This window comes from Streptomyces sp. NPDC057854, from assembly GCF_042797055.1.
GTDB lineage: Bacteria > Actinomycetota > Actinomycetes > Streptomycetales > Streptomycetaceae > Streptomyces.
This window is the reverse complement of record NZ_JBHVMF010000007.1, coordinates 240,844-257,766: the sequence shown is the minus strand read 5'-3', so window position 1 is coordinate 257,766 and position 16,923 is coordinate 240,844. Positions and strand designations below refer to the sequence as shown.

The window sequence follows — 16,923 nt, the reverse complement described above, 5'->3', positions numbered from 1 at the left end:
GCGCGCGGGTCGGGCAGCGCCGAGTCCGCCCTCCCCTCCCCCGCTACGCCGCGAGGGCGTACGGAGGCGACGGACGGGTCTCGGCCCGGTCGTGGCGCGGGACGTGGCCGAGGGGGCCACGCGGGCGGCGCGGCGGTGCCCGGCCGGTGACCGGCTGCGGGACGAGAGCGGAGTGCGGGAGCCGTACGTCGGCGGGGCGGCGCGCCGGGGCGGGGCCGGTGGACCGGTCGGTGAGGAGCGGCCAGAGGAAGCCGAGGAGCGCGGCGACGACGGCGAGGACGGGTTCGGTGTGCCGGCGCAGCCGCTGGGCGACACCGAGGAGGCGCACGGCGAGGACGAGGGTGATCAGGTGTCCCGCCAGGAACGCCTCGGGCGGGGCGCCGACCGTGGCGGCGTGACCCGCCGTCGCCGTCGTGTCGCCGCCGGGCAGTCCGGCGAGGGCGCACACGCCGGGTACGGCGTAGGCGGCCTGGTAGGCGAGCTGGGCGCCGACGAGCGCGGCGAGCAGTTGCGGGTCGGTCAGGCGCCGCCGGGACAGCAGGCAGGCGCCGGCGGCCGGTCCGCCGACGAGCGCGGAGAGCAGCGCCCACCGCGGCAGGTGACCCTGCGTCAGCAAGTGTCCGGTCATGGGCAGCAGGACGCACAGCGCGGCGACGGCCGAGGCCCCGAGTCCGCGCCCGACGCCACGCGCGCGTGCCGCGCGGTGTGCGGGGAGCGGGGAGGCCATCGGGTCGGTGTCGCTTTCGTACGGGGCGTGCCGGAAGGTTCCGGCGGGTGCCCGGGCAGCGTAACCCGTGGGCTCACGGCGCCGGGGAGCCGCCCTCCCCGTGCGGCGCGTGGGGGCGGGTCCGCGCGGTCAGTCCCACGCGACGAGGTGGCCCTGGTGCCGTACGCAGCCGCCGTCGGCCGTCAGGACCGGTTCGCCGGTGTACCAGTCGGGGCGCAGGGACACCGCGATGCCGCGGTCGTCCGTCGTGCTGACGCCCGCCAGGCCGGCGCCCGGCTCGCCCTGCTCGCGGGCGGGGATTTCCTCGACGTCCAGTCCGCGCGCCGACCACGCGTTCCGGAGGGTGTCGAGGGCGGCGCGGTACCGGGCGGTGTCAGCGAAGTCAGGCCGCCACGTGACGACGGGCTGGTCCCGGGTGACGCCCTGCCCGTCCGAGCCGAACTCGTCCTTGCAGGAGGCTCCGCCGAGCTCTTTCTGGGCGATCACGGCCGCGGGGTCGGCGCCGATCAGCCGTACGGCCGCCTCGCCGGCCTCCTCGGTGTGCCGCAGGTGCGCGCGGAACGCCGCCTCGGACCGTACGGGGCCGCCGGCCAGGGACTCGCATCCGGCGGCGAGCAGCGCGATCAGTCCGACGGTCGCCACCGTGCCGAGGGTCAGTGCGGCGAGGCGGAAGCGATGGCGCGGGCGCGGGTCGGGGGCGGGCGTGGCGGGGACGGGCGCGGCGGGGGCGGGCGGCGTGCTGCTCATGGGGCCCATCCCACCGGACCCCCGTTCCGCCGGGTACCGCTCGCGTACTCAGAGTGCGGCATGAGTACGCCGGTGCGGACGTGGCGGACGTAGGAGGACGGCGTGTCCGTGTCGTGGGTTAACGTCTGCGCCCATGACTGCATTCGACGTCTCGACGTGGCCCGAACCCCCGCTCGCCGGTACCGAGGCGGACGCCGTCCTGGGGGCGCTCGAACGCCAGCGGGCGACCGTGGCCTGGAAGTGTTCCGGACTGGACGCGGCCGGTCTGCGCGCCACGCTCGGCACGTCCGCCGTCACCCTGGGCGGTCTCCTCAAGCACCTGGCGCACGTGGAGGACCGGCACTTCGCCCGCCTGTGGCTCGGCGCTCCCGTCGGCGCCCCGTGGGACGCCGTCGACTGGGACAGCACGCCCGACTGGGACTACCGCTCCGCGGCAGAGGACTCCCCTGAGGAACTGCTCGCCCTCTGGCGGGAGTCGGTCGCCCGCTCCCGCGCCGTCGTGGCGGAGGCCCTCGCCGCGGGCGGCCTGGACCAGCTCGGGGCGTACACCACCCGCGGCGGGGAGCGCCCCAACCTGCGGCGCATCCTCCTCGACCTCGTCGAGGAGTACGCCCGCCACGCCGGCCACGCCGACCTGATCCGCGAGTCTGTCGACGGCCTGACGGGCGAGGACCCTCCGCGGTGACGCCCCGGCGTCAGTGCTTGACGCGGTAGCGGACGTAGACCGTGCGGTCGCCGAACGTCCGGGTGTCGACGAGGTCGAGGTCGACCTTGCGTTCGTCCCTCGGGTAGAACGGGATGCCGCCGCCGACGAGCACCGGGTAGATCCTGGCGCGGTATTCGTCGATGAGGTCCAGGGCGGCGGCCTGCGCGGCGAGGTCGGCGCCGCCGAGGGCGATGTCGCCGTCGCCCGGCTCGGCGCGGAGGCGGGCGATCTCCTCGGCCAGGCCGCCGGTGGCGAGGCGGGCGTTGCCCTGGACCGTCGTGAGCGTCCGGGAGAAGACGACCTTGGGGATCGGGTTCCAGAGCGCCGCCCACTCCTGTTCGATGGGCTCCAGGGTGTCCAGGTCGACGTTCTCCCAGTAGAGCATCGTCTCGTACAGGCGCCGGCCCATCAGGTGGACGCCGACGCCGCGGATCTCGTCCATGATGAAGCGGAAGTCCGCCTGGCCGGGGTCCGTCCAGTCGAAGTCGCCGTCGGGTCCCACGATGTAGCCGTCGACTGAGACGCCCATCGAATAGGTCACGTTACGCATCGGGAGAAGACCACCTCGGGTAGGGGTTCGCCGGTTGGCGCGCCGGGGGCGCGTCTTCCGAGGGAACCACACCTCGGGGGGTCTCCGGGGCGTCCTTCGCCGTGTTCCCCCGGCAGGGCGAAGGGCCGCCCCCGCGCGCTCGGGACGGCCCTTCGGGTGCCGGTGGCCGCTACTGGGCGGCGGCGGGGGCGTCGAAGCGGAGGGAACGCAGTTCCAGGGTGTCCTTGGCGGGCTTGCCGTGGGCCTTGAGGCGCCACGAGTCACCCTCGCAGCCGGCGCCGACGTAGACGGTGACGGCGGTGTCGGTGTTGTTGTGGGGGCCATAGCCGGGGAGCGCGTCCTCGTCGCCGACGGCGTAGAGGTTGACGCACTTGCCGCTGTGCGGGTCGTGCAGGGTGACGTGACGCTCCTGGCCGAAGCCGTCGACGTACTTGTAGTGGAACTCGCCCTGGGCGGCGTGGGCCGAGCCGGCCGTGGACAGGACGAGGGCGAGGGCGCCGAGCGAGGCGCCGAGGGTGCTGCGCAGCTTCATGGGCGGATGATCCCTTCGAAAGATGATCGAGAAGGCAGAGGTCACCTTACGAAGCGAGGTGGCAGGCGAATCGATCCGCCGAATCGGCGGGCGCCGCGTGTTGGCGGTCTGTCACCCGTTCGGCCGAGGCCGCGCGGTGTCGCGACGTCGGCAGCGGGGGGGCGGGGCGAGGTCCGCGCGCGGCCTTCGGCGGCGCCTGCGTGGAGACTGCCCGGGGGCTGCGCGGAGCCATACGCGGGGACTGTGCGGGTCAGCGCGGGAGTGTGCGGAGCCATGCGCGGGTCCGGCGCGCGGCCGGCGCGGGGTCCGCGCGGTGCTCGTCGGCGCGGCGGCGGGGGCGCGCGTCGTCGTCCGCCGTCCATCCGAGCGGCGGGGCGGGGATTCCGCGTGTCGTCGCCCGTGAGACCCGCGAGCGAAACGTATCTCTCGTTCCATGACCCATGACATGGAACACCCGCTGTACGGACACCTGCGCGAACGATGCGGCGACGAGGCCGGGTGGCCGGAGGCGACCGTGCTCATCGCGCCCTATCTGCGGATCGTGGTGGACGCCCTGGGGCCGGAGGACGCCGTGACGTTCCTGACGGCGGTGCGCGGGGCGCTGGACGAGGAGACCGCCAGGGCAGGAACGATTCATCTGGGGTTCGGCGCCCACCTCTGGTCACGGCTCGACGCCGTCTGCTGGCACGGCTCGCCCGCCCGGGCCTCGGCGTGGGAGGCGGCGCTGGCGATGCACCGGCTCGCCGCGCTCATGCCGTCCGCCGGTCTCCCGGAACTCGTCGACATGGCCCTCCGCTCCTGCCGGGCGCTGCGCGTGCCCGCCGGCCGGTAAGCGCCGCCGCCCGCCGCCGGAGGGTTCTCCGGCGGCGGGCGGCGGGGTGACGGCGGGTCAGTCGACCGCCGTGCCTTCCAGTTCGACCAGCTGGCCGGGGATCGCCAGGCGCGTCACGCCGAGCATCGTGGTCGTGGGCGCCACGCCCGCGGCGGCCAGCCGGGCCGCCAGCACCCCGTAGTGCCGGAACAGCAGGTCGACGTCGGTCGTGTAGACGTTCAGGCGGACGAGGTGCGCGAGGCTCATGCCGGCCTCCGCCAGCACCGCCTCCACGTTGTCGGCGCTCAGCGCCAGCTGCGCGGCCATGTCGCCGTCGTGCAGGGGCTCGCCCTTCTCGCTCATCGCGGTCTGGCCCGAGAGGTACAGGGTGCGGGTCTGGCCGGATACCACCTCGCCCTGGTGGAAGCCCTTCTCCACCGACCATGTCACGGGGTTGACCGCCGTACGTCGCAGTGTCATGCCGGCTCCGTTCGTCTCGTGTCGTCTCGACGGGTGCGTTGAGGGACGTCGTCCCTGGGAGGAAGCCTCTCCGGGCATCACGACACCCTGTGTCATGTATTCGGTACGGTCTTCCGCATGCGCGCCGACCGGCTGGTGTCCCTCGTCCTCCTGCTGCGCCGGCACGGCCGGATGACGGCCGGGGCGCTCGCCCGCGAACTGGAGGTGTCCACCCGGACGGTGCTGCGCGACATCGAGGCGCTGTCCGCGGCCGGGGTCCCGGTGTACGCCGAGCGCGGCCGGCACGGCGGCTTCGCCCTGTTGCCCGGATTCCGCACCGAGCTGACCGGCCTCAACCACGAGGAGGCCCTGGCCCTGCTGACCGCCGGAACGGGGCGCGCGGAGCGGGCGTTCGGCCTCGGTTCGGCCCTCGCCTCGGCGATGCGGAAGGTGATCGACGCGCTGCCCGAGACCCACCAGGCCACCGCGAGCGACGCGGCCCGGCGCTTCCTGGTCGAGCCCGAGACCGACCTCCTCGCGCGGCGGACGGTCGCCGAGGAGGTCCCGGGCGGCACGATGGGCGCGGTCCGGCGCGCCGTGCTCGCCGGGCGCAAGCTGCGGCTGCGCTACGCGGCCGTGGGCCAGTCCCCGCGCTGGCGCACCGTGGACCCGATCGGCCTGGTGACCGTGCGCGACACGTCGTACCTGCTGGCCACGCGGTCCGGCGAGGACCGGACGTACCGGCTGTCGCGGGTCCTCGCCGCCGAGGAGCTGCCCGAGGCGGCGGAGCGGCCCGGCCAGGTCGATCTGGACCGGATCTGGCGGGAGCGGTCGGCGCGGTTCCTGTCCGGCGGCGACCACGTCACCGTGCCGCTGCTGCTGGACCCGGCGCGCCGGGAGGAGCTGCTGGACACGGTGCTCGCGGTCCGCGCGGAGGAGCCGAAGGAGGACGGCCGGCTGCGGCTGGAGGTCGTCTTCCAGGACGCGCGGCACGCCGAGTGGGCGCTGTGGCGGCTCGGCGCGGACGCGGAGGCGCTGGCGCCGCCGTCGCTGCGTGCCGCGCTGCGCGACCGGGCGGCCGGGCTGGCGGCCCGTTACGCCTCGCCCTGACGTCCTTCCGCGGCGCGGTGCTCCGGGGCCGGGGTCTGCGGGGCGCGGCAGGCACTGGGGCGGCGGCCGGTGTGGCGGACGAAGAGGGCGGTGAAGGTGCCGGGGTCGCGGTAGCCGACGGCGGCGGCGATGGCGGCGACGGTCCGGTCGGTGGTCTCCAGGAGGTGGCGGGCGCGGCGGACGCGCGCGGCCTGGAGGTGGGCGAGGGGGGTGCGGCCGGTCTCGGCGCGGAAGCGGCGCAGCAGGGTGCGGGTGCTGACGCCGAACTCGCGGGCGAGGGCCGGGAGGTCGTAGCGGGCGGCGAGGTTCTGGTCGAGGCGGCGCATGACGGCGGCGGAGAACGCGTGGCCGGTCGCCGGGAGGAGGTCCGGGTCGACGTACGGGGTCTGGGTGGCGCGGGTGTCGTCGAGGAGGGCGACGCGGGCGGTGCCGCGGGCGACGCGGGGGCCGTCGTGGTCGCGGACGAGGCCGAGGGCGAAGTCGTACATGGCGCTGAAGGCGGCGGTGGTGGTCACTCCGCGGTCGGTCACCACCAGGCGGTCGGGGCGCGTCCGGACGTCGGGGTAGCGGCGGGCGAAGCGGTCGGCGTACAGCCAGCTGGTGGTGGCCTCGCGGCCGTGGAGCAGGCCGGCCTCGGCGAGGAGGTAGGCGCCGACGCAGATCGACACGACAGCGGTGCCGGCCTCGGCGTGGTCCCGGATGGCCGCGGTCTCGGGCGCGAGGCGGCCGAGGGTCGCGTCGGGGTCGGGCCCGGGGGCCGGTTCGAAGCCGGGGACGACGAGGACGTCGGCGGGGCGGAGGGCGGAGACGTCGATGCGGGAGCCGCCGGAGGCGTGGACGCGGCGGCGCGGGGAGACCACGGCGGTGTCGTACGCGGGCTCCGGCCGGCCCTGGGCGGCGGCGACGTGCGCGGCCATCGTCAGCAGGTCGGGCACGCCGAAGACCTCGGACGCGAAGCAGCCGGGGTAGGCCAGCACGCTCACGCGCAGGGGACTGGTCATGCGTGCCTCCGGCGGGTCGGTGGAACGGCGGAACGGGTGCGGGTGGCGGGATGGCCCGGAGATCCGGCGATATCGCCGGTTCTCCGGGGGCCGCTGCCCCCTCATCCTGCCCGTATGGGAAGCACACGGAGGCAGGACGACGATCCGCTGGACGACTTCGCGCGCCGGGACGTCGTGGTGGAGGGCGTGAGCAAGCGCGTGTACGTGTCGGGGGCGGGGCCGGCGGTGGTGGTCATGCCGGAGATGCCGGGGATCAGCCCGGACGTGGCGCGGTTCGCGCGGTGGGTCAGGGAGGCGGGGTTCTCGGTGTACCTGCCGTCGCTGTTCGGGGTCGACGGGGCCTATCCGCGGGCGGAGGCGGCCGGGACGGTGGTGCGGCGGGCGTGTGTGGCCGCCGAGTTCCGGGCGTTCGCCGGCGGCGGGACGAGTCCGGTGGTGGGGTGGCTGCGGGGGCTGGCGCGGGCGGCGCACGCGGAGCGGGGCGGGCCGGGGGTGGGGGCGGTCGGGCTGTGCTTCACCGGGAACTTCGCGCTGTCGATGACGCTGGAGCCGGCGGTGGTGGCGCCGGTGGTGAACCATCCGTCGCTGCCGCTCGACGATCCCGGCGGGCTCGAACTCGGCGCGGAGGACGCCGCGGCGGTGGCGGAGCGGGTGCGGCGGGACGGGCTGAAGGTGCTGGCGTACCGGTTCGAGGGCGACCGGTGGTGCACGGGCCGGCGGTTCGCCGCGTACCGGGCGCTCCTGGGGGACGCGTTCGACGGGCGGGTGCTGCCCGCCGGCGCGGCGCACCCGGACCCGCCGCCGTTCTTCCGGGAGGTCGTGGGGTGCGCGCACAGCGTGGTGACGGCGCATCTGGTGGACGAGGAGGGTCATCCGACCGTGCGGGCCCGGGACGAGATCCTCGCGTTCCTGGCGGAGCGGCTGGCCGGGCCGCCGGGCCGGCCCGTGGCGCCGTGACGCCACGGGCGGGGACTTGGGGTCCGGCGTGGTCAGGCGAGGACGCGGAGGGCGCCGGGGCGGACCCTGAGGGTGACCGGGAGGGTGGCGTCGACCTCGCCGTCGGCGCCGTACGGCAGGGGGCGGTCGGCCTCGACGCGTATCTCCTTGCCGCGCAGGATCTCGACCTGGGGGCGGTTCAGGTGCGCGCCCGTCTTCAGCTCGTTCATCATCGTGAAGAAGAGGTGCTTCGGGGCCTGCTGGATGACGACGACGTCGAGCAGGCCGTCGTCGAGGCGGGCGCCGGGGGCGATGTTCCGGCCGAAGCCGTAGAAGCCGGAGTTGGCCGCGACGACCGTGTAGCCGGTGCGTTCGTGGCGGACGCCGTCGACGGTGACGCGGTAGGCGGCGGGCTTCCAGGCGAGGACGGCCCGCAGGCCGCCGGCGTAGTAGGAGGCGGCGCCGCGCAGGATCCGGGAGGCGTTGGCGTGCCGGTTGGCGACCGCGTCGACACCCGCGTACACGCTGCCGAGGACGCAGGTCCGGGGGTGGCGCGCGGACTCGACCTCGATGGTGTCGACGGCGCGGGGCTCGGCGCCGAGGAGGACGGCGGCGAGCCCCGGGGCGTCGGTGGGCAGTCCGAGGGCGCGGGCGAAGTCGTTGCCGCGGCCGGCGGGGACGAGGCCGAGCACCGTGCCGGTGCCGCTGAGCGCGCCGCCGATCCCGCCGGCCATGCCGTCGCCGCCGACGGCGAGGACCACGTGGCCCCGCTCCCCCGCCCGCAGGGCGAGTTCGCGGGCGTGCTCCAGGCTGCGGCTGTAGACGGTGTCGAGGCCGGCGCCCGCCTCCCGGAGCAGCCGGGCCAGCGGGAGCAGGCCGGCCGTGCCGCTGGAACCCCCTGCGGTGGGGTTGACGACGGCGGTGAACTGGCGCATGGATCGGACCTCCGGGCGGCGGGAGAGGGGGTCAGCGGACGGGGACGAGGACGCCGGGGTTGAGCACGCCGGACGGGTCGATCTCCGCCTTGACGGCCTGGAGCACGCGGATGCCCAGGGGGCCGATCTCCCGGGCGTACCAGTCGCGGTGGTCGGTGCCGACGCCGTGATGATGGCTGATGGTGCCGCCTGCCGTCAGGATGGCGTCGTTGGCGGCCCGCTTGGCCGGCTCCCAGTGGGCGACGGGGTCGTCGCCCTGCGCGGAGACGACGGTGAAGTAGAGGGAGGCGCCGTTCTCGTAGGTGTGCGAGATGTGGCACATGACGAGGGGCGGGGTGCCGGCCTCGGTGAGCGTGGTGGTCAGGGCGTCGCGGACGGCGGTGTAGAGGCCGGGGATCGCGGACCAGAAGGCGGCGGTCTCCAGGGTCTCGGCGAAGGCGCCGGCGTCGAGGAGGGCGTCGCGGAGGTACGGGGCGTGGTAGCGGCCGTGCTCCCAGCGGTCGCCGGGCTCCTCGCCGAGGTACGTGCCGTCGCAGGCGAGCAGGACCTCGCGGGCGGCGGCACGGCGGGCGGTGGTGTCCTCCTCGGTGCCCTCGTACCCGACGATCGCCATGCAGCCGGGGTCGGGCGGGAGCGCGCCGCTGCCGATGGCGTCGGGCTGGGCGAGGCCGACGAAGGTCTCGGACTCGTCGGAGAGCCGCAGCACGGTGGGGCGGGGGCCGTCCTGGGCGAGGCGGCGGAGGGCCGCGGTGCCGGCCTCGAAGGAGGCGAAGCGCCAGCCCTCGTAGACGCGGCGGGCGGGGAGGGGGCGGATGCGGACGGTGACGGCGGTGATGACGCCGAGGGCGCCTTCGGAGCCGAGGACGAGCTGGCGGAGGTCGGGGCCGGCGGCGGAGCGGGGCGCGCGGCCGGTCTCCAGGGTGCCTTCGGGGGTGGCGACGGTGAGGCCGAGGACCATCTCGTCGAAGCGTCCGTAGCCGGCGGACGCCTGGCCGCTGGAGCGGGCGGCGGCGAAGCCGCCGACGGAGGCCCATTCGAAGGACTGCGGGAAGTGGCCGAGGGTCCAGCCGCGGGCGTTGAGCAGTTCCTCGCAGCGGGGGCCGCGCAGGCCGGGCTGGAGGGTGGCGGTGCGGGAGACCTCGTCGACGGCGAGCAGCTGGTCCATGCGGCGCAGGTCGAGGGCGACGAACGGGCGGTCGGTGGTGGGGGCGAGGCCGCCGACGACGGAGGTGCCGCCGCCGAAGGGGACGGCGGCGAGGCCGTGTTCGGCGCAGGCGGCGAGGACGGCGAGGACCTCGTCGTGTCCCGCGGGGAGGACGACGGCGGCGGGGACGTCGTCGACCTCGCCGGCGCGAATGCGGAGCAGGTCGGGGGTGGACTTGCCGCGGGTGTGACGGATGCGGGACTCGGCGTCGTCGCGAACGCCGTCGGGGGCGGCGACGGCCTTGCGGAGCGCGGCGCGGGCCTCGTCGGTGAGGGCGGGGGCGGGGGGTGCGACGGCGGCGAGGTCGGTGGGGCCGCCTTCGCGGGGGGTGACGCCGAGCAGGTCGCGCAGGAGGCCGGTGACCGCGTCGGGCAGGGGGGCCGCCTTGGCCGGGTCGCCCCAGCCGCTCCACAACATGTCCACTTCGAGAGGTTCCTCACGGTCTGGTTCACGGGCGGCGCTGCCGCTCGGCCCGCACTGGCATTACACTGTGACAGATGACGCCCATTCGTCACAACCATGCAGACGCAGATCCCGTGCTCGACGCCGCACGCGACTGCGTGCTCGCCGTCGGCGTGCGCCGCACCACCCTCACCGACGTCGCCCGGCGCGCCGGCGTCTCCCGGATGACCCTGTACCGGCGCTGGCCCGACGTGCGCAGCCTCGTCGGCGATCTGATGACCCGTGAGTGGATCGGCGTCGCCGCCGGGGCGATGCCCCCGCCCGACGACGACCGGCCGGTGCGGGAGCGCATCGTCGAAGGGCTCGTCGCGGGCGCCGCCGCCTTCCGGGCGCACCCGCTCTTCCACAAGATCCTCGACGTGGACCCGGAACTGCTGCTGCCGTACGTCCTCGACCGGCGCGGCGCCAGCCAGGACGCCCTGCTCGGGCTCCTCCACACCGCCCTGGAGGAGGGGCACGCGGACGGGTCCGTGCGGCCCGGACGGGTGGAACTCCAGGCCCGTTCCCTGCTGCTGGTCGTCCAGTCCTTCACGCTCTCGCTGCGCACCATGACCGACGAGACCGATCCCGAACTGAGCGAGGCCGCCTTCCTGGGCGAGCTGCGCACCCTGCTGGAGAGGACCCTCACCCCGTGAACCCCACGAGCGGCACCGCCCTGCCCGGCTCCTCGCTGCCCGGCTCCCCACTGCCCGGTTCCTCGCTGCACGCCGAGCGCCGCCGGCGGGAACTCGACCGGCTGGCGGACGCCGGCGGCCCGGTCGACGTGCTCGTCGTCGGACTCGGCGCCACCGGCGCCGGGGCCGCGCTCGACGCGGCCACCCGGGGGCTGAGCGTCGTCGCGGTCGACGCCCACGACCTCGCGTTCGGCACCTCCCGCTGGAGCTCCAAACTCATCCACGGCGGGCTGCGCTACCTCGCCTCGGGGCAACTGGACGTCGCCCACGAGAGCGCCGTGGAGCGGGGCGTCCTCATGGAGCGCACCGCTCCCCACCTGGTGCGCGCCCAGCCGTTCGTGCTGCCCCTCACCCCGCTGGTCGGCCGCGCGCAGGCGGCCGTCGCGCAGGCCGGGCTGCTCGCGGGCGACCTGCTGCGGGTCGGGGCGCGCACCTCGCGCGGCACCCTGCCCCGGCCGCGCGCCCTGTCCGCCGTCGAGACCCGCCACCTCGCACCGGCCCTGCGGCCGACGGGGCTGCGCGGCGGGCTGCTCTCCTGGGACGGGCGGCTGTCCGACGACGCCCGCCTGGTGACCGCGATCGCGCGGACCGCCGCGGCCCACGGGGCCCGCGTCCTGACCCGTACCCGCGCCCTCGAACTCCACGGCGACGGCGCGCTGCTGCGCGACGAGACCACCGGCGAGACGCTGCGCGTCCGGGCGCGCGCCGTCGTCAACGCCGCCGGGGTGTGGGCGGGCGGCCTCGTCGGCGACGTACGGCTACGCCCCTCGCGCGGCACCCACCTGGTGCTGCGCGCCGAGACGCTGGGCCGGCTCTCCACCGGCCTGCACATCCCGATCCCGGGCGAGACGAACCGCTTCGTGCTGGTCCTCCCCCAGGGCGACGGCCGGGTGTACGTGGGCCTCACCGACGAGCCGGTCGACGGCCCCGTCCCGGACGTGCCGGAGGTCCCCGAGACGGACATCGGCTTCCTGCTGGACGTGCTCGGCTCGGCGCTGGACGTCTCCGTCCGGCGCACCGACGTCGTCGGCGCGTTCGCCGGGCTGCGGCCCCTGCTCGACACCCGGGACGCGGCGGGCCGGACCGCCGACATCTCGCGCCGGCACGCGGTGCTGACCTCGCCCGACGGGGTCGTCACCGTCGTGGGCGGCAAGCTGACCACGTACCGCCGGATGGCGCAGGACGCCGTCGACGCCGCCGTGGCCGCCCGGGGCCTGGAGGCCGGTCCGTGCCGCACCGCGTCGGTGCCGCTGGTCGGCGCCGCCGCGCCACGGGTCCTCGCCGGGCTCGACGTGCCGGCCCGCCTCGTCCACCGGTACGGCTCCGAGGCCCCGGCCGTCCACGCCCTCGGCGTCGAGGACCCGGCGCTCGCCGAGCCCGTGGTGCCCGGTCACCCGGTCACCGGCGCCGAACTGGTCTGGGCCGTCCGGCACGAGGGCGCCCTCGACGCGGACGACGTCCTCGACCGGCGGACCCGCATCGGCCTGGTCGCGGAGGACCGCGCCATCGCCGAGGCGGCCGCCCGCGCCGCCCTGGCCGACACGCCCCGGGTGCGCTGAACCGGGCGGGGCGGCGGAGGCGGGCGGCCGGGCGGCGCGGGTCGTGCGGCGCCGGGGCGCGGCCGTCCGGCGACATCGGCCGGTGTCAGGAGACGAGGCGGGTGTCCACCTCCCTGAGCTTCACCGTGCACAGGCCGCCGCGTTCGGCCTTCACGTCGGTGACCTCCAGCTGGGTGCCGGGGGCGAGGATGTACTCCTCCTCGCCGGTGAAGGCGGAGAAGCTGCGGATGCCGACGGCGCGGGCCGGCGTCACCTCGAAGAGGGTCCGCTTGCCCCGGCTGCCGAGGAAGGAGCGGGCGACGCCGAGTTCGGAGGTGCAGGAGGAGACGCCCCACCAGGTGACCGTCTCGCCGACCGGGTACTGGCCGCGCAGGTCGAGCGCGACGCCGCGCCACAACGGTGCGGTGCGGGCCGGCAGGGCCTCCACCGCGTCGAAGAGCAGCCGCAGGTACGGCAGGTACGGGACTACCCGGGCGCGGTCCGGGGAGCGGAGGACGGCGTTGATGTTCCGGTAGAAGCCGGACTCGCAGGTGTAGAGGTACAGGGCGGCGATGGCGTCGGCGGAGAGTCCGGCGCCGGCCTGCTCGTCCGCGCGCCGCTTGCCGAACTCGCGGGACCGGTCGATGTGGCCGCCGAGGCCCCGCAGCACCTTGGTGACGGGGCCGACGGCGTCCTCGAACGGCATCAGCGGGGTGTCGAACACACCGGTCAGCGGCGGCAGGACCTGGCCCTCGTCGCGGACGCTGGTCAGGCGCTCCAGGTACAGCTGGTGGAGCTCCATCGTGGAGGCGATGAAGGCGCCCATCCGGGCGGCGACATCGGCGTCCGGCCCGCCGGATCCGCCGGCCGCGCCCGCGTCGGCGCCCGCCGGGGGCTGGTTCCATCCCTTGCTCGGCAGCCAGTCGACCGGGTCGGCGCCGAGGGACAGCAGGGCGTCGTTGACCGTGGCGAGGTGGTCGCCGTCGCAGAAGATGTCGCCCTGGGCGGCCGGGTTGGCGTGGTCCAGGTGGCGGACCTCGACGCCCGGGTACTTCTTCTCCAGCCGCTGCACGACCCGCTTCAGGCTGCGGGCGTGCGCGCCCCACCAGGCGAAGACGACGCCCCGGTCCTCGGGGTCCTCCGCGTCCTGCTTGGCGCGCAGGATCTCCTCGGCGATCCGCTCGGCGACGGGGCGCCAGAAGCCGGTGTGCTGGTCGGTGGCCATCGCACCGTCGGCGCTGGCGGTCAGCGAGGCGTTGAGGAGCAGGACGCCCTGGGTGAGCATGGCCTGGAACCACTCGGGCGGCTGCACAGTCTCGCGCTCCTTCAGCAGGGCGCGGACGTCGGCGATGGGCGTCTTCTTGGCGATGCCGTACTTCCACATCGCCGCCGCCTTGATGAGGCAGCGGATGCTGACGACCCGTCCGAACTGGCTGTCCTTCCAGTCGTTGAACGTGTTGTCGAACATGGCGATGCCGGTGGCGCTCTCCGGCCGCGGGTAGGGGTTCTGCCCGAAGACGACGACCTTCCACTTGTGCGGCGGGTGGGGCTTGAGCGCCTGGAAGGTGAGCTCGCGGACCGGGACGACCTGCGGGCTGCGGCCGGGCCCGATGAACTGGGGGGCGTCCGGGCGGGCCTCGATGACGGGCTTGAGGAGCGGAAGCCACGGCTCGCCGCCGCCGGTGAACAGCTCGGCGAGGGCGAGGGGGTCGTTCGGGTCGGGCTGGGGAGCGGGCGAGGAGGTGGAGGGCGCGGTCGCGTCGCTCATGGCGGGGGAACTCCCGGGGGTCGTACCTGCGGCATCGGAGGAGGGTGCGGGGTGCGCCGGATTCTGGATCGGCTGCGGCTGCGGGCCCGGTTCAGCCGCGGAGGAAGCGTTGCCGCTCAGAACTCCCCCGTCCGGTACTCCTTTGGCCGGATCCCCTTTGGCCGGTGCTCCTTTGGCCGGTGCCCCCTGGGGCGGGGTGATCCGTACCCGGGTCGTGTGCGGTGTCTGCTCGATGCCCGCGAGCTGGGCGGTGATGGTGGCGCGCAGCTCGTCGTCGTCCTCGAACCAGTGGTCGTGGAAGAGCGTGTAGCCGGTCCACATCAGGTTGGCGCAGACCCGGGCCGGCACCCGGCCGGTGCGGGCGCCCATCCCGACGAGCGCGACGGAGCGGATGCTGCCCGGTGCCTTGCGGTTCTGCCGGTGGACGGCCTGGAAGGCGGCGGCGCAGGCCATGGCCACGTTGAGCGTGTCGCTCACGTTCTGCGAGGAGGCGACCATGGTCGGCGTCGAGATGACGAAGCGCGGCACGGTCGCCCCCGACGGGACGCACACCGCGCTGCCGACGGGCATGGTCCCGCCGAACCGGTCCTCGATCGCCCGCCGCACCCGCAGCTGGATCCCGGCGCCGAGGTGCCGCTTGATCGCCGCGTCGACGCCGCCGTCCATCCGTCCCGCCGCGTTCGTGGGCGTGACCCACGCGTCGACGTCGGCGTCGAGGATCGAGCCCCGCCGGATCTCGATGCCGGGCACGTCGGCGAAGGCGGCGCGCCACGCCGCCACCACCGCCGTGCTGACATCCGTCAGTACCACCCGCAGCGCGGTGCCCGTCTGGTCGTGCGTCATCGAAGCCCCCTGTCGGAACGTCCTCTGGAACGCCTCCGAAACTAGCGGGCACCACTGACAACGCCCTTCGGCCGCCGTCGGCCTGAGGCTCAGTCGGGCTTCCGGGCCATGACGACGACGCCGGGCCCGGAGAACCGGTCGCCGGGGAGCCGGAGCTCGGCCACGGTCCGCAGTCCGGCCTCCTCGATCAGCGCCACGAACGCCTCGGGCCGCCACTTGTGCGTCGTCCAGCGCACGGGCACGCCGCCGTACGCCTCGGTGCGGACCAGGTCCTCGTCGCCGACGTGGGTGGCGGTGAGGAACGAGCCGCCGGGCTTGAGCGCCCGCGCGAAGTGGGCGAGGACCTGGGGGAGCACGTCCCGGGGCAGGTTGAAGAGCGACCACCAGCCGAGGACCCCGCCGAGGGTGGCCTCGCCGAGGGCGAGCTCGGTGGCGGAGGCGACCTCGAAGCGGCACCCGGGGTAGAGCCTGCGGGCGTTCTCGATCATGCGGGGCGAGAGGTCCACCCCGGAGACGTCGAGTCCGCGCTCCGCGAGGTAGCCGGTGACCGTGCCGGGGCCGCAGCCGACGTCGAGGACGGGCCCGAGCGTCCCCACGGTGTCCGCGAACGCGTCGACGGACGCCTTCAGCCAGGGGTGGACGCGGATGTCGCCCATGCCCTCGGTCAGCATCATGTGGGCGTAGGTGTCGGCGACCCGGTCGTAGGAGTCGCGTACGGCGTCGAGGTCGGCCGGTCGGTCGATGGAGTGCGAGGTCATCGGCACACGATAGGACGGCGGAGCCGTTCCCCGCCCGGGTGGGTCCGGGTCCGCGCGGGGCGCGGCGACGGCGTGCCGTCCTATGCCCGCGGCATCGTCTTCCGGCGAAAGCCCTCCGCGGGCGGCTCACTTGGTGTCTAGTGGGATGCGTCCGTGATCACCGCCCGGCCCGGGCGCGGACGCGTCGCCGTGCCGGGCCGTCGAGTACCGAGGGAGCACCTACAGATGGCGAGTGTGGAGACGTCTCTGAAAGAGGCGATGACGTCGATCGAGGGCAGTGTGGGGGTGGCGCTGGTCGATTACACGAGCGGCATGGCCCTGGGCACGCTCGGCGGGAGCAAGGACCTCGACCTGACGGTCGCGGCGGCAGGCAACACCGACGTGGTCCGGGCGAAGATCCGCACGATGGAGATGCTGGGGATCAACGACGGCATCGAGGACATGCTGATCACGCTGGACAGCCAGTACCACCTGATCCGGCTGATCAAGAGCCGGGGCGGCAACGGCCTGTTCCTGTACATGGTCCTGGACAAGGGCAGGGCGAACCTGGCCATGGCCCGGCACCAGCTCAAGCGCATCGAGGCGGACCTGGAGCTGTAGCCTCCCCTCCCCCGGCTTCTTCCTCGCGGCTCCGTGCGCCCTCGACTTGAAGAGATCTTCAACTCGGCACATCCGAAAATGATCAGTCGAGGGCGGGCGGGACCGGGAGGCGGGACAATGGCCGCCAGCTGTGGATCATGGAAGGAGTGTCGTCGCGTGCAGGTGCCGCTGTACCAGGCCAAGGCGGAGTTCTTCCGCATGCTCGGGCACCCGGTCCGGATCCGCGTCCTGGAACTGCTCCAGAACGGGCCGCTGCCCGTACGGGAACTGCTGAAGGACATCGAGGTGGAGCCGTCCAACCTCTCCCAGCAGCTCGCGGTGCTGCGCCGGTCGGGCATCGTGGTGTCCGTCCGGGAGGGGTCGACGGTCAGCTACGCCCTCGCCGGCGGCGACGTGGCGGACCTGCTGAAGGCGGCCCGCCGCATCCTCACCGAGCTGCTGGTGGGGCAGAGCGAGCTCCTGGAGGAGCTGCGCCACGCCGACGCCGGTCCCGGCGCGGGTTCCGGTTCCCCTGCCGGTGCCGTCCCGGCGCCGCGCGAGCGATGACAAGACGGCACCCGGC

18 protein-coding genes are annotated in these 16,923 nt (G+C 75.0%); 8 read left to right on the top strand and 10 right to left on the bottom strand.

What is annotated here, in order from left to right; genetic code table 11:
* Nucleotides 1–43: 43 nt before the first annotated feature.
* Both ACFVQZ_RS13345 and ACFVQZ_RS13340 read right to left on the bottom strand, forming a co-directional pair.
* On the bottom strand, nt 44–628 hold the full coding sequence (locus ACFVQZ_RS13345) for a hypothetical protein (RefSeq protein ID WP_383621699.1): 585 nt from the start codon (nt 626–628) through the stop codon (nt 44–46).
* A gap of 228 nt (nt 629–856) precedes the next feature.
* Nucleotides 857–1,474: a hypothetical protein gene (locus ACFVQZ_RS13340; RefSeq protein ID WP_321192551.1), complete on the bottom strand. Its 618-nt coding sequence runs from the start codon at nt 1,472–1,474 to the stop codon at nt 857–859.
* Between the two features lie 133 nt (nt 1,475–1,607).
* Between ACFVQZ_RS13340 and ACFVQZ_RS13335 the strand changes: the two genes are divergently transcribed.
* Nucleotides 1,608–2,159: a DinB family protein gene (locus ACFVQZ_RS13335; protein WP_030493450.1), complete on the top strand. Its 552-nt coding sequence runs from the start codon at nt 1,608–1,610 to the stop codon at nt 2,157–2,159.
* Between the two features lie 10 nt (nt 2,160–2,169).
* Here the strand turns inward: ACFVQZ_RS13335 and ACFVQZ_RS13330 are convergent, their stop codons facing one another.
* Both ACFVQZ_RS13330 and ACFVQZ_RS13325 read right to left on the bottom strand, forming a co-directional pair.
* Nucleotides 2,170–2,730 carry a dihydrofolate reductase family protein gene (locus tag ACFVQZ_RS13330; protein WP_030493449.1) on the bottom strand — a complete coding sequence of 187 codons (561 nt, stop codon included), beginning with the start codon at nt 2,728–2,730 and terminating at the stop codon, nt 2,170–2,172.
* Between the two features lie 169 nt (nt 2,731–2,899).
* Nucleotides 2,900–3,262, bottom strand: coding sequence for a hypothetical protein (locus ACFVQZ_RS13325; protein WP_030493448.1), 363 nt, complete (start codon nt 3,260–3,262; stop codon nt 2,900–2,902).
* 433 nt (nt 3,263–3,695) lie between these two features.
* Here ACFVQZ_RS13325 and ACFVQZ_RS13320 point away from each other — a divergent pair, with 433 nt between their 5' ends.
* On the top strand, nt 3,696–4,094 hold the full coding sequence (locus tag ACFVQZ_RS13320; protein ID WP_321192550.1) for a hypothetical protein: 399 nt from the start codon (nt 3,696–3,698) through the stop codon (nt 4,092–4,094).
* A gap of 57 nt (nt 4,095–4,151) precedes the next feature.
* On the opposite strand, the gene ACFVQZ_RS13315 is transcribed toward ACFVQZ_RS13320, so the two are convergent.
* Nucleotides 4,152–4,547 carry a RidA family protein gene (locus ACFVQZ_RS13315; RefSeq protein ID WP_383621792.1) on the bottom strand — a complete coding sequence of 132 codons (396 nt, stop codon included), beginning with the start codon at nt 4,545–4,547 and terminating at the stop codon, nt 4,152–4,154.
* Between the two features lie 123 nt (nt 4,548–4,670).
* On the opposite strand from ACFVQZ_RS13315, the gene ACFVQZ_RS13310 reads away from it, so the two are divergent.
* Nucleotides 4,671–5,642: a WYL domain-containing protein gene (locus ACFVQZ_RS13310; RefSeq protein WP_030493445.1), complete on the top strand. Its 972-nt coding sequence runs from the start codon at nt 4,671–4,673 to the stop codon at nt 5,640–5,642.
* Here ACFVQZ_RS13310 and ACFVQZ_RS13305 read toward each other — a convergent pair.
* Nucleotides 5,627–6,643 carry a helix-turn-helix domain-containing protein gene (locus ACFVQZ_RS13305; RefSeq protein ID WP_036414017.1) on the bottom strand — a complete coding sequence of 339 codons (1,017 nt, stop codon included), beginning with the start codon at nt 6,641–6,643 and terminating at the stop codon, nt 5,627–5,629. The two genes, ACFVQZ_RS13310 and ACFVQZ_RS13305, sit on opposite strands and share 16 nt — an antisense overlap.
* Nucleotides 6,644–6,757: 114 nt before the next feature.
* Here ACFVQZ_RS13305 and ACFVQZ_RS13300 point away from each other — a divergent pair, with 114 nt between their 5' ends.
* Complete coding sequence (locus ACFVQZ_RS13300) at nt 6,758–7,600, top strand: dienelactone hydrolase family protein (RefSeq protein WP_030493443.1); 843 nt, start codon at nt 6,758–6,760, stop codon at nt 7,598–7,600.
* A gap of 32 nt (nt 7,601–7,632) precedes the next feature.
* Here ACFVQZ_RS13300 and ACFVQZ_RS13295 read toward each other — a convergent pair whose 3' ends face one another.
* The gene (locus ACFVQZ_RS13295; RefSeq protein WP_030493442.1) at nt 7,633–8,514 is read right to left on the bottom strand and encodes a diacylglycerol kinase family protein; all 882 of its coding nucleotides are present in this window, start codon (nt 8,512–8,514) and stop codon (nt 7,633–7,635) included.
* 31 nt (nt 8,515–8,545) lie between these two features.
* Complete coding sequence (locus ACFVQZ_RS13290; RefSeq protein WP_030493441.1) at nt 8,546–10,141, bottom strand: FAD-binding oxidoreductase; 1,596 nt, start codon at nt 10,139–10,141, stop codon at nt 8,546–8,548.
* Nucleotides 10,142–10,215: 74 nt separating this feature from the next.
* Between ACFVQZ_RS13290 and ACFVQZ_RS13285 the strand changes: the two genes are divergently transcribed.
* Both ACFVQZ_RS13285 and ACFVQZ_RS13280 read left to right on the top strand, forming a co-directional pair.
* Nucleotides 10,216–10,815, top strand: a complete 600-nt coding sequence (locus ACFVQZ_RS13285; protein WP_030493440.1) for a TetR/AcrR family transcriptional regulator — start codon at nt 10,216–10,218, stop codon at nt 10,813–10,815.
* Complete coding sequence (locus ACFVQZ_RS13280) at nt 10,812–12,413, top strand: glycerol-3-phosphate dehydrogenase/oxidase (RefSeq protein WP_383621691.1); 1,602 nt, start codon at nt 10,812–10,814, stop codon at nt 12,411–12,413. Before ACFVQZ_RS13285 ends, ACFVQZ_RS13280 begins: the two co-directional genes overlap by 4 nt.
* Before the next feature lie 85 nt (nt 12,414–12,498).
* Here the strand turns inward: ACFVQZ_RS13280 and ACFVQZ_RS13275 are convergent, their stop codons facing one another.
* Nucleotides 12,499–15,003, bottom strand: coding sequence for an ADP-ribosyltransferase domain-containing protein (locus ACFVQZ_RS13275; protein WP_383621688.1), 2,505 nt, complete (start codon nt 15,001–15,003; stop codon nt 12,499–12,501).
* A gap of 89 nt (nt 15,004–15,092) precedes the next feature.
* The gene (locus tag ACFVQZ_RS13270; RefSeq protein WP_030493438.1) at nt 15,093–15,761 is read right to left on the bottom strand and encodes a class I SAM-dependent methyltransferase; all 669 of its coding nucleotides are present in this window, start codon (nt 15,759–15,761) and stop codon (nt 15,093–15,095) included.
* Nucleotides 15,762–15,986: 225 nt separating this feature from the next.
* Between ACFVQZ_RS13270 and ACFVQZ_RS13265 the strand changes: the two genes are divergently transcribed.
* Together ACFVQZ_RS13265 and ACFVQZ_RS13260 are read left to right on the top strand one after the other, a co-directional pair.
* On the top strand, nt 15,987–16,361 hold the full coding sequence (locus ACFVQZ_RS13265; RefSeq protein ID WP_030493437.1) for a hypothetical protein: 375 nt from the start codon (nt 15,987–15,989) through the stop codon (nt 16,359–16,361).
* Nucleotides 16,362–16,517: 156 nt separating this feature from the next.
* Nucleotides 16,518–16,907: an ArsR/SmtB family transcription factor gene (locus ACFVQZ_RS13260; protein WP_383621685.1), complete on the top strand. Its 390-nt coding sequence runs from the start codon at nt 16,518–16,520 to the stop codon at nt 16,905–16,907.
* Nucleotides 16,908–16,923 lie beyond the last annotated feature (16 nt).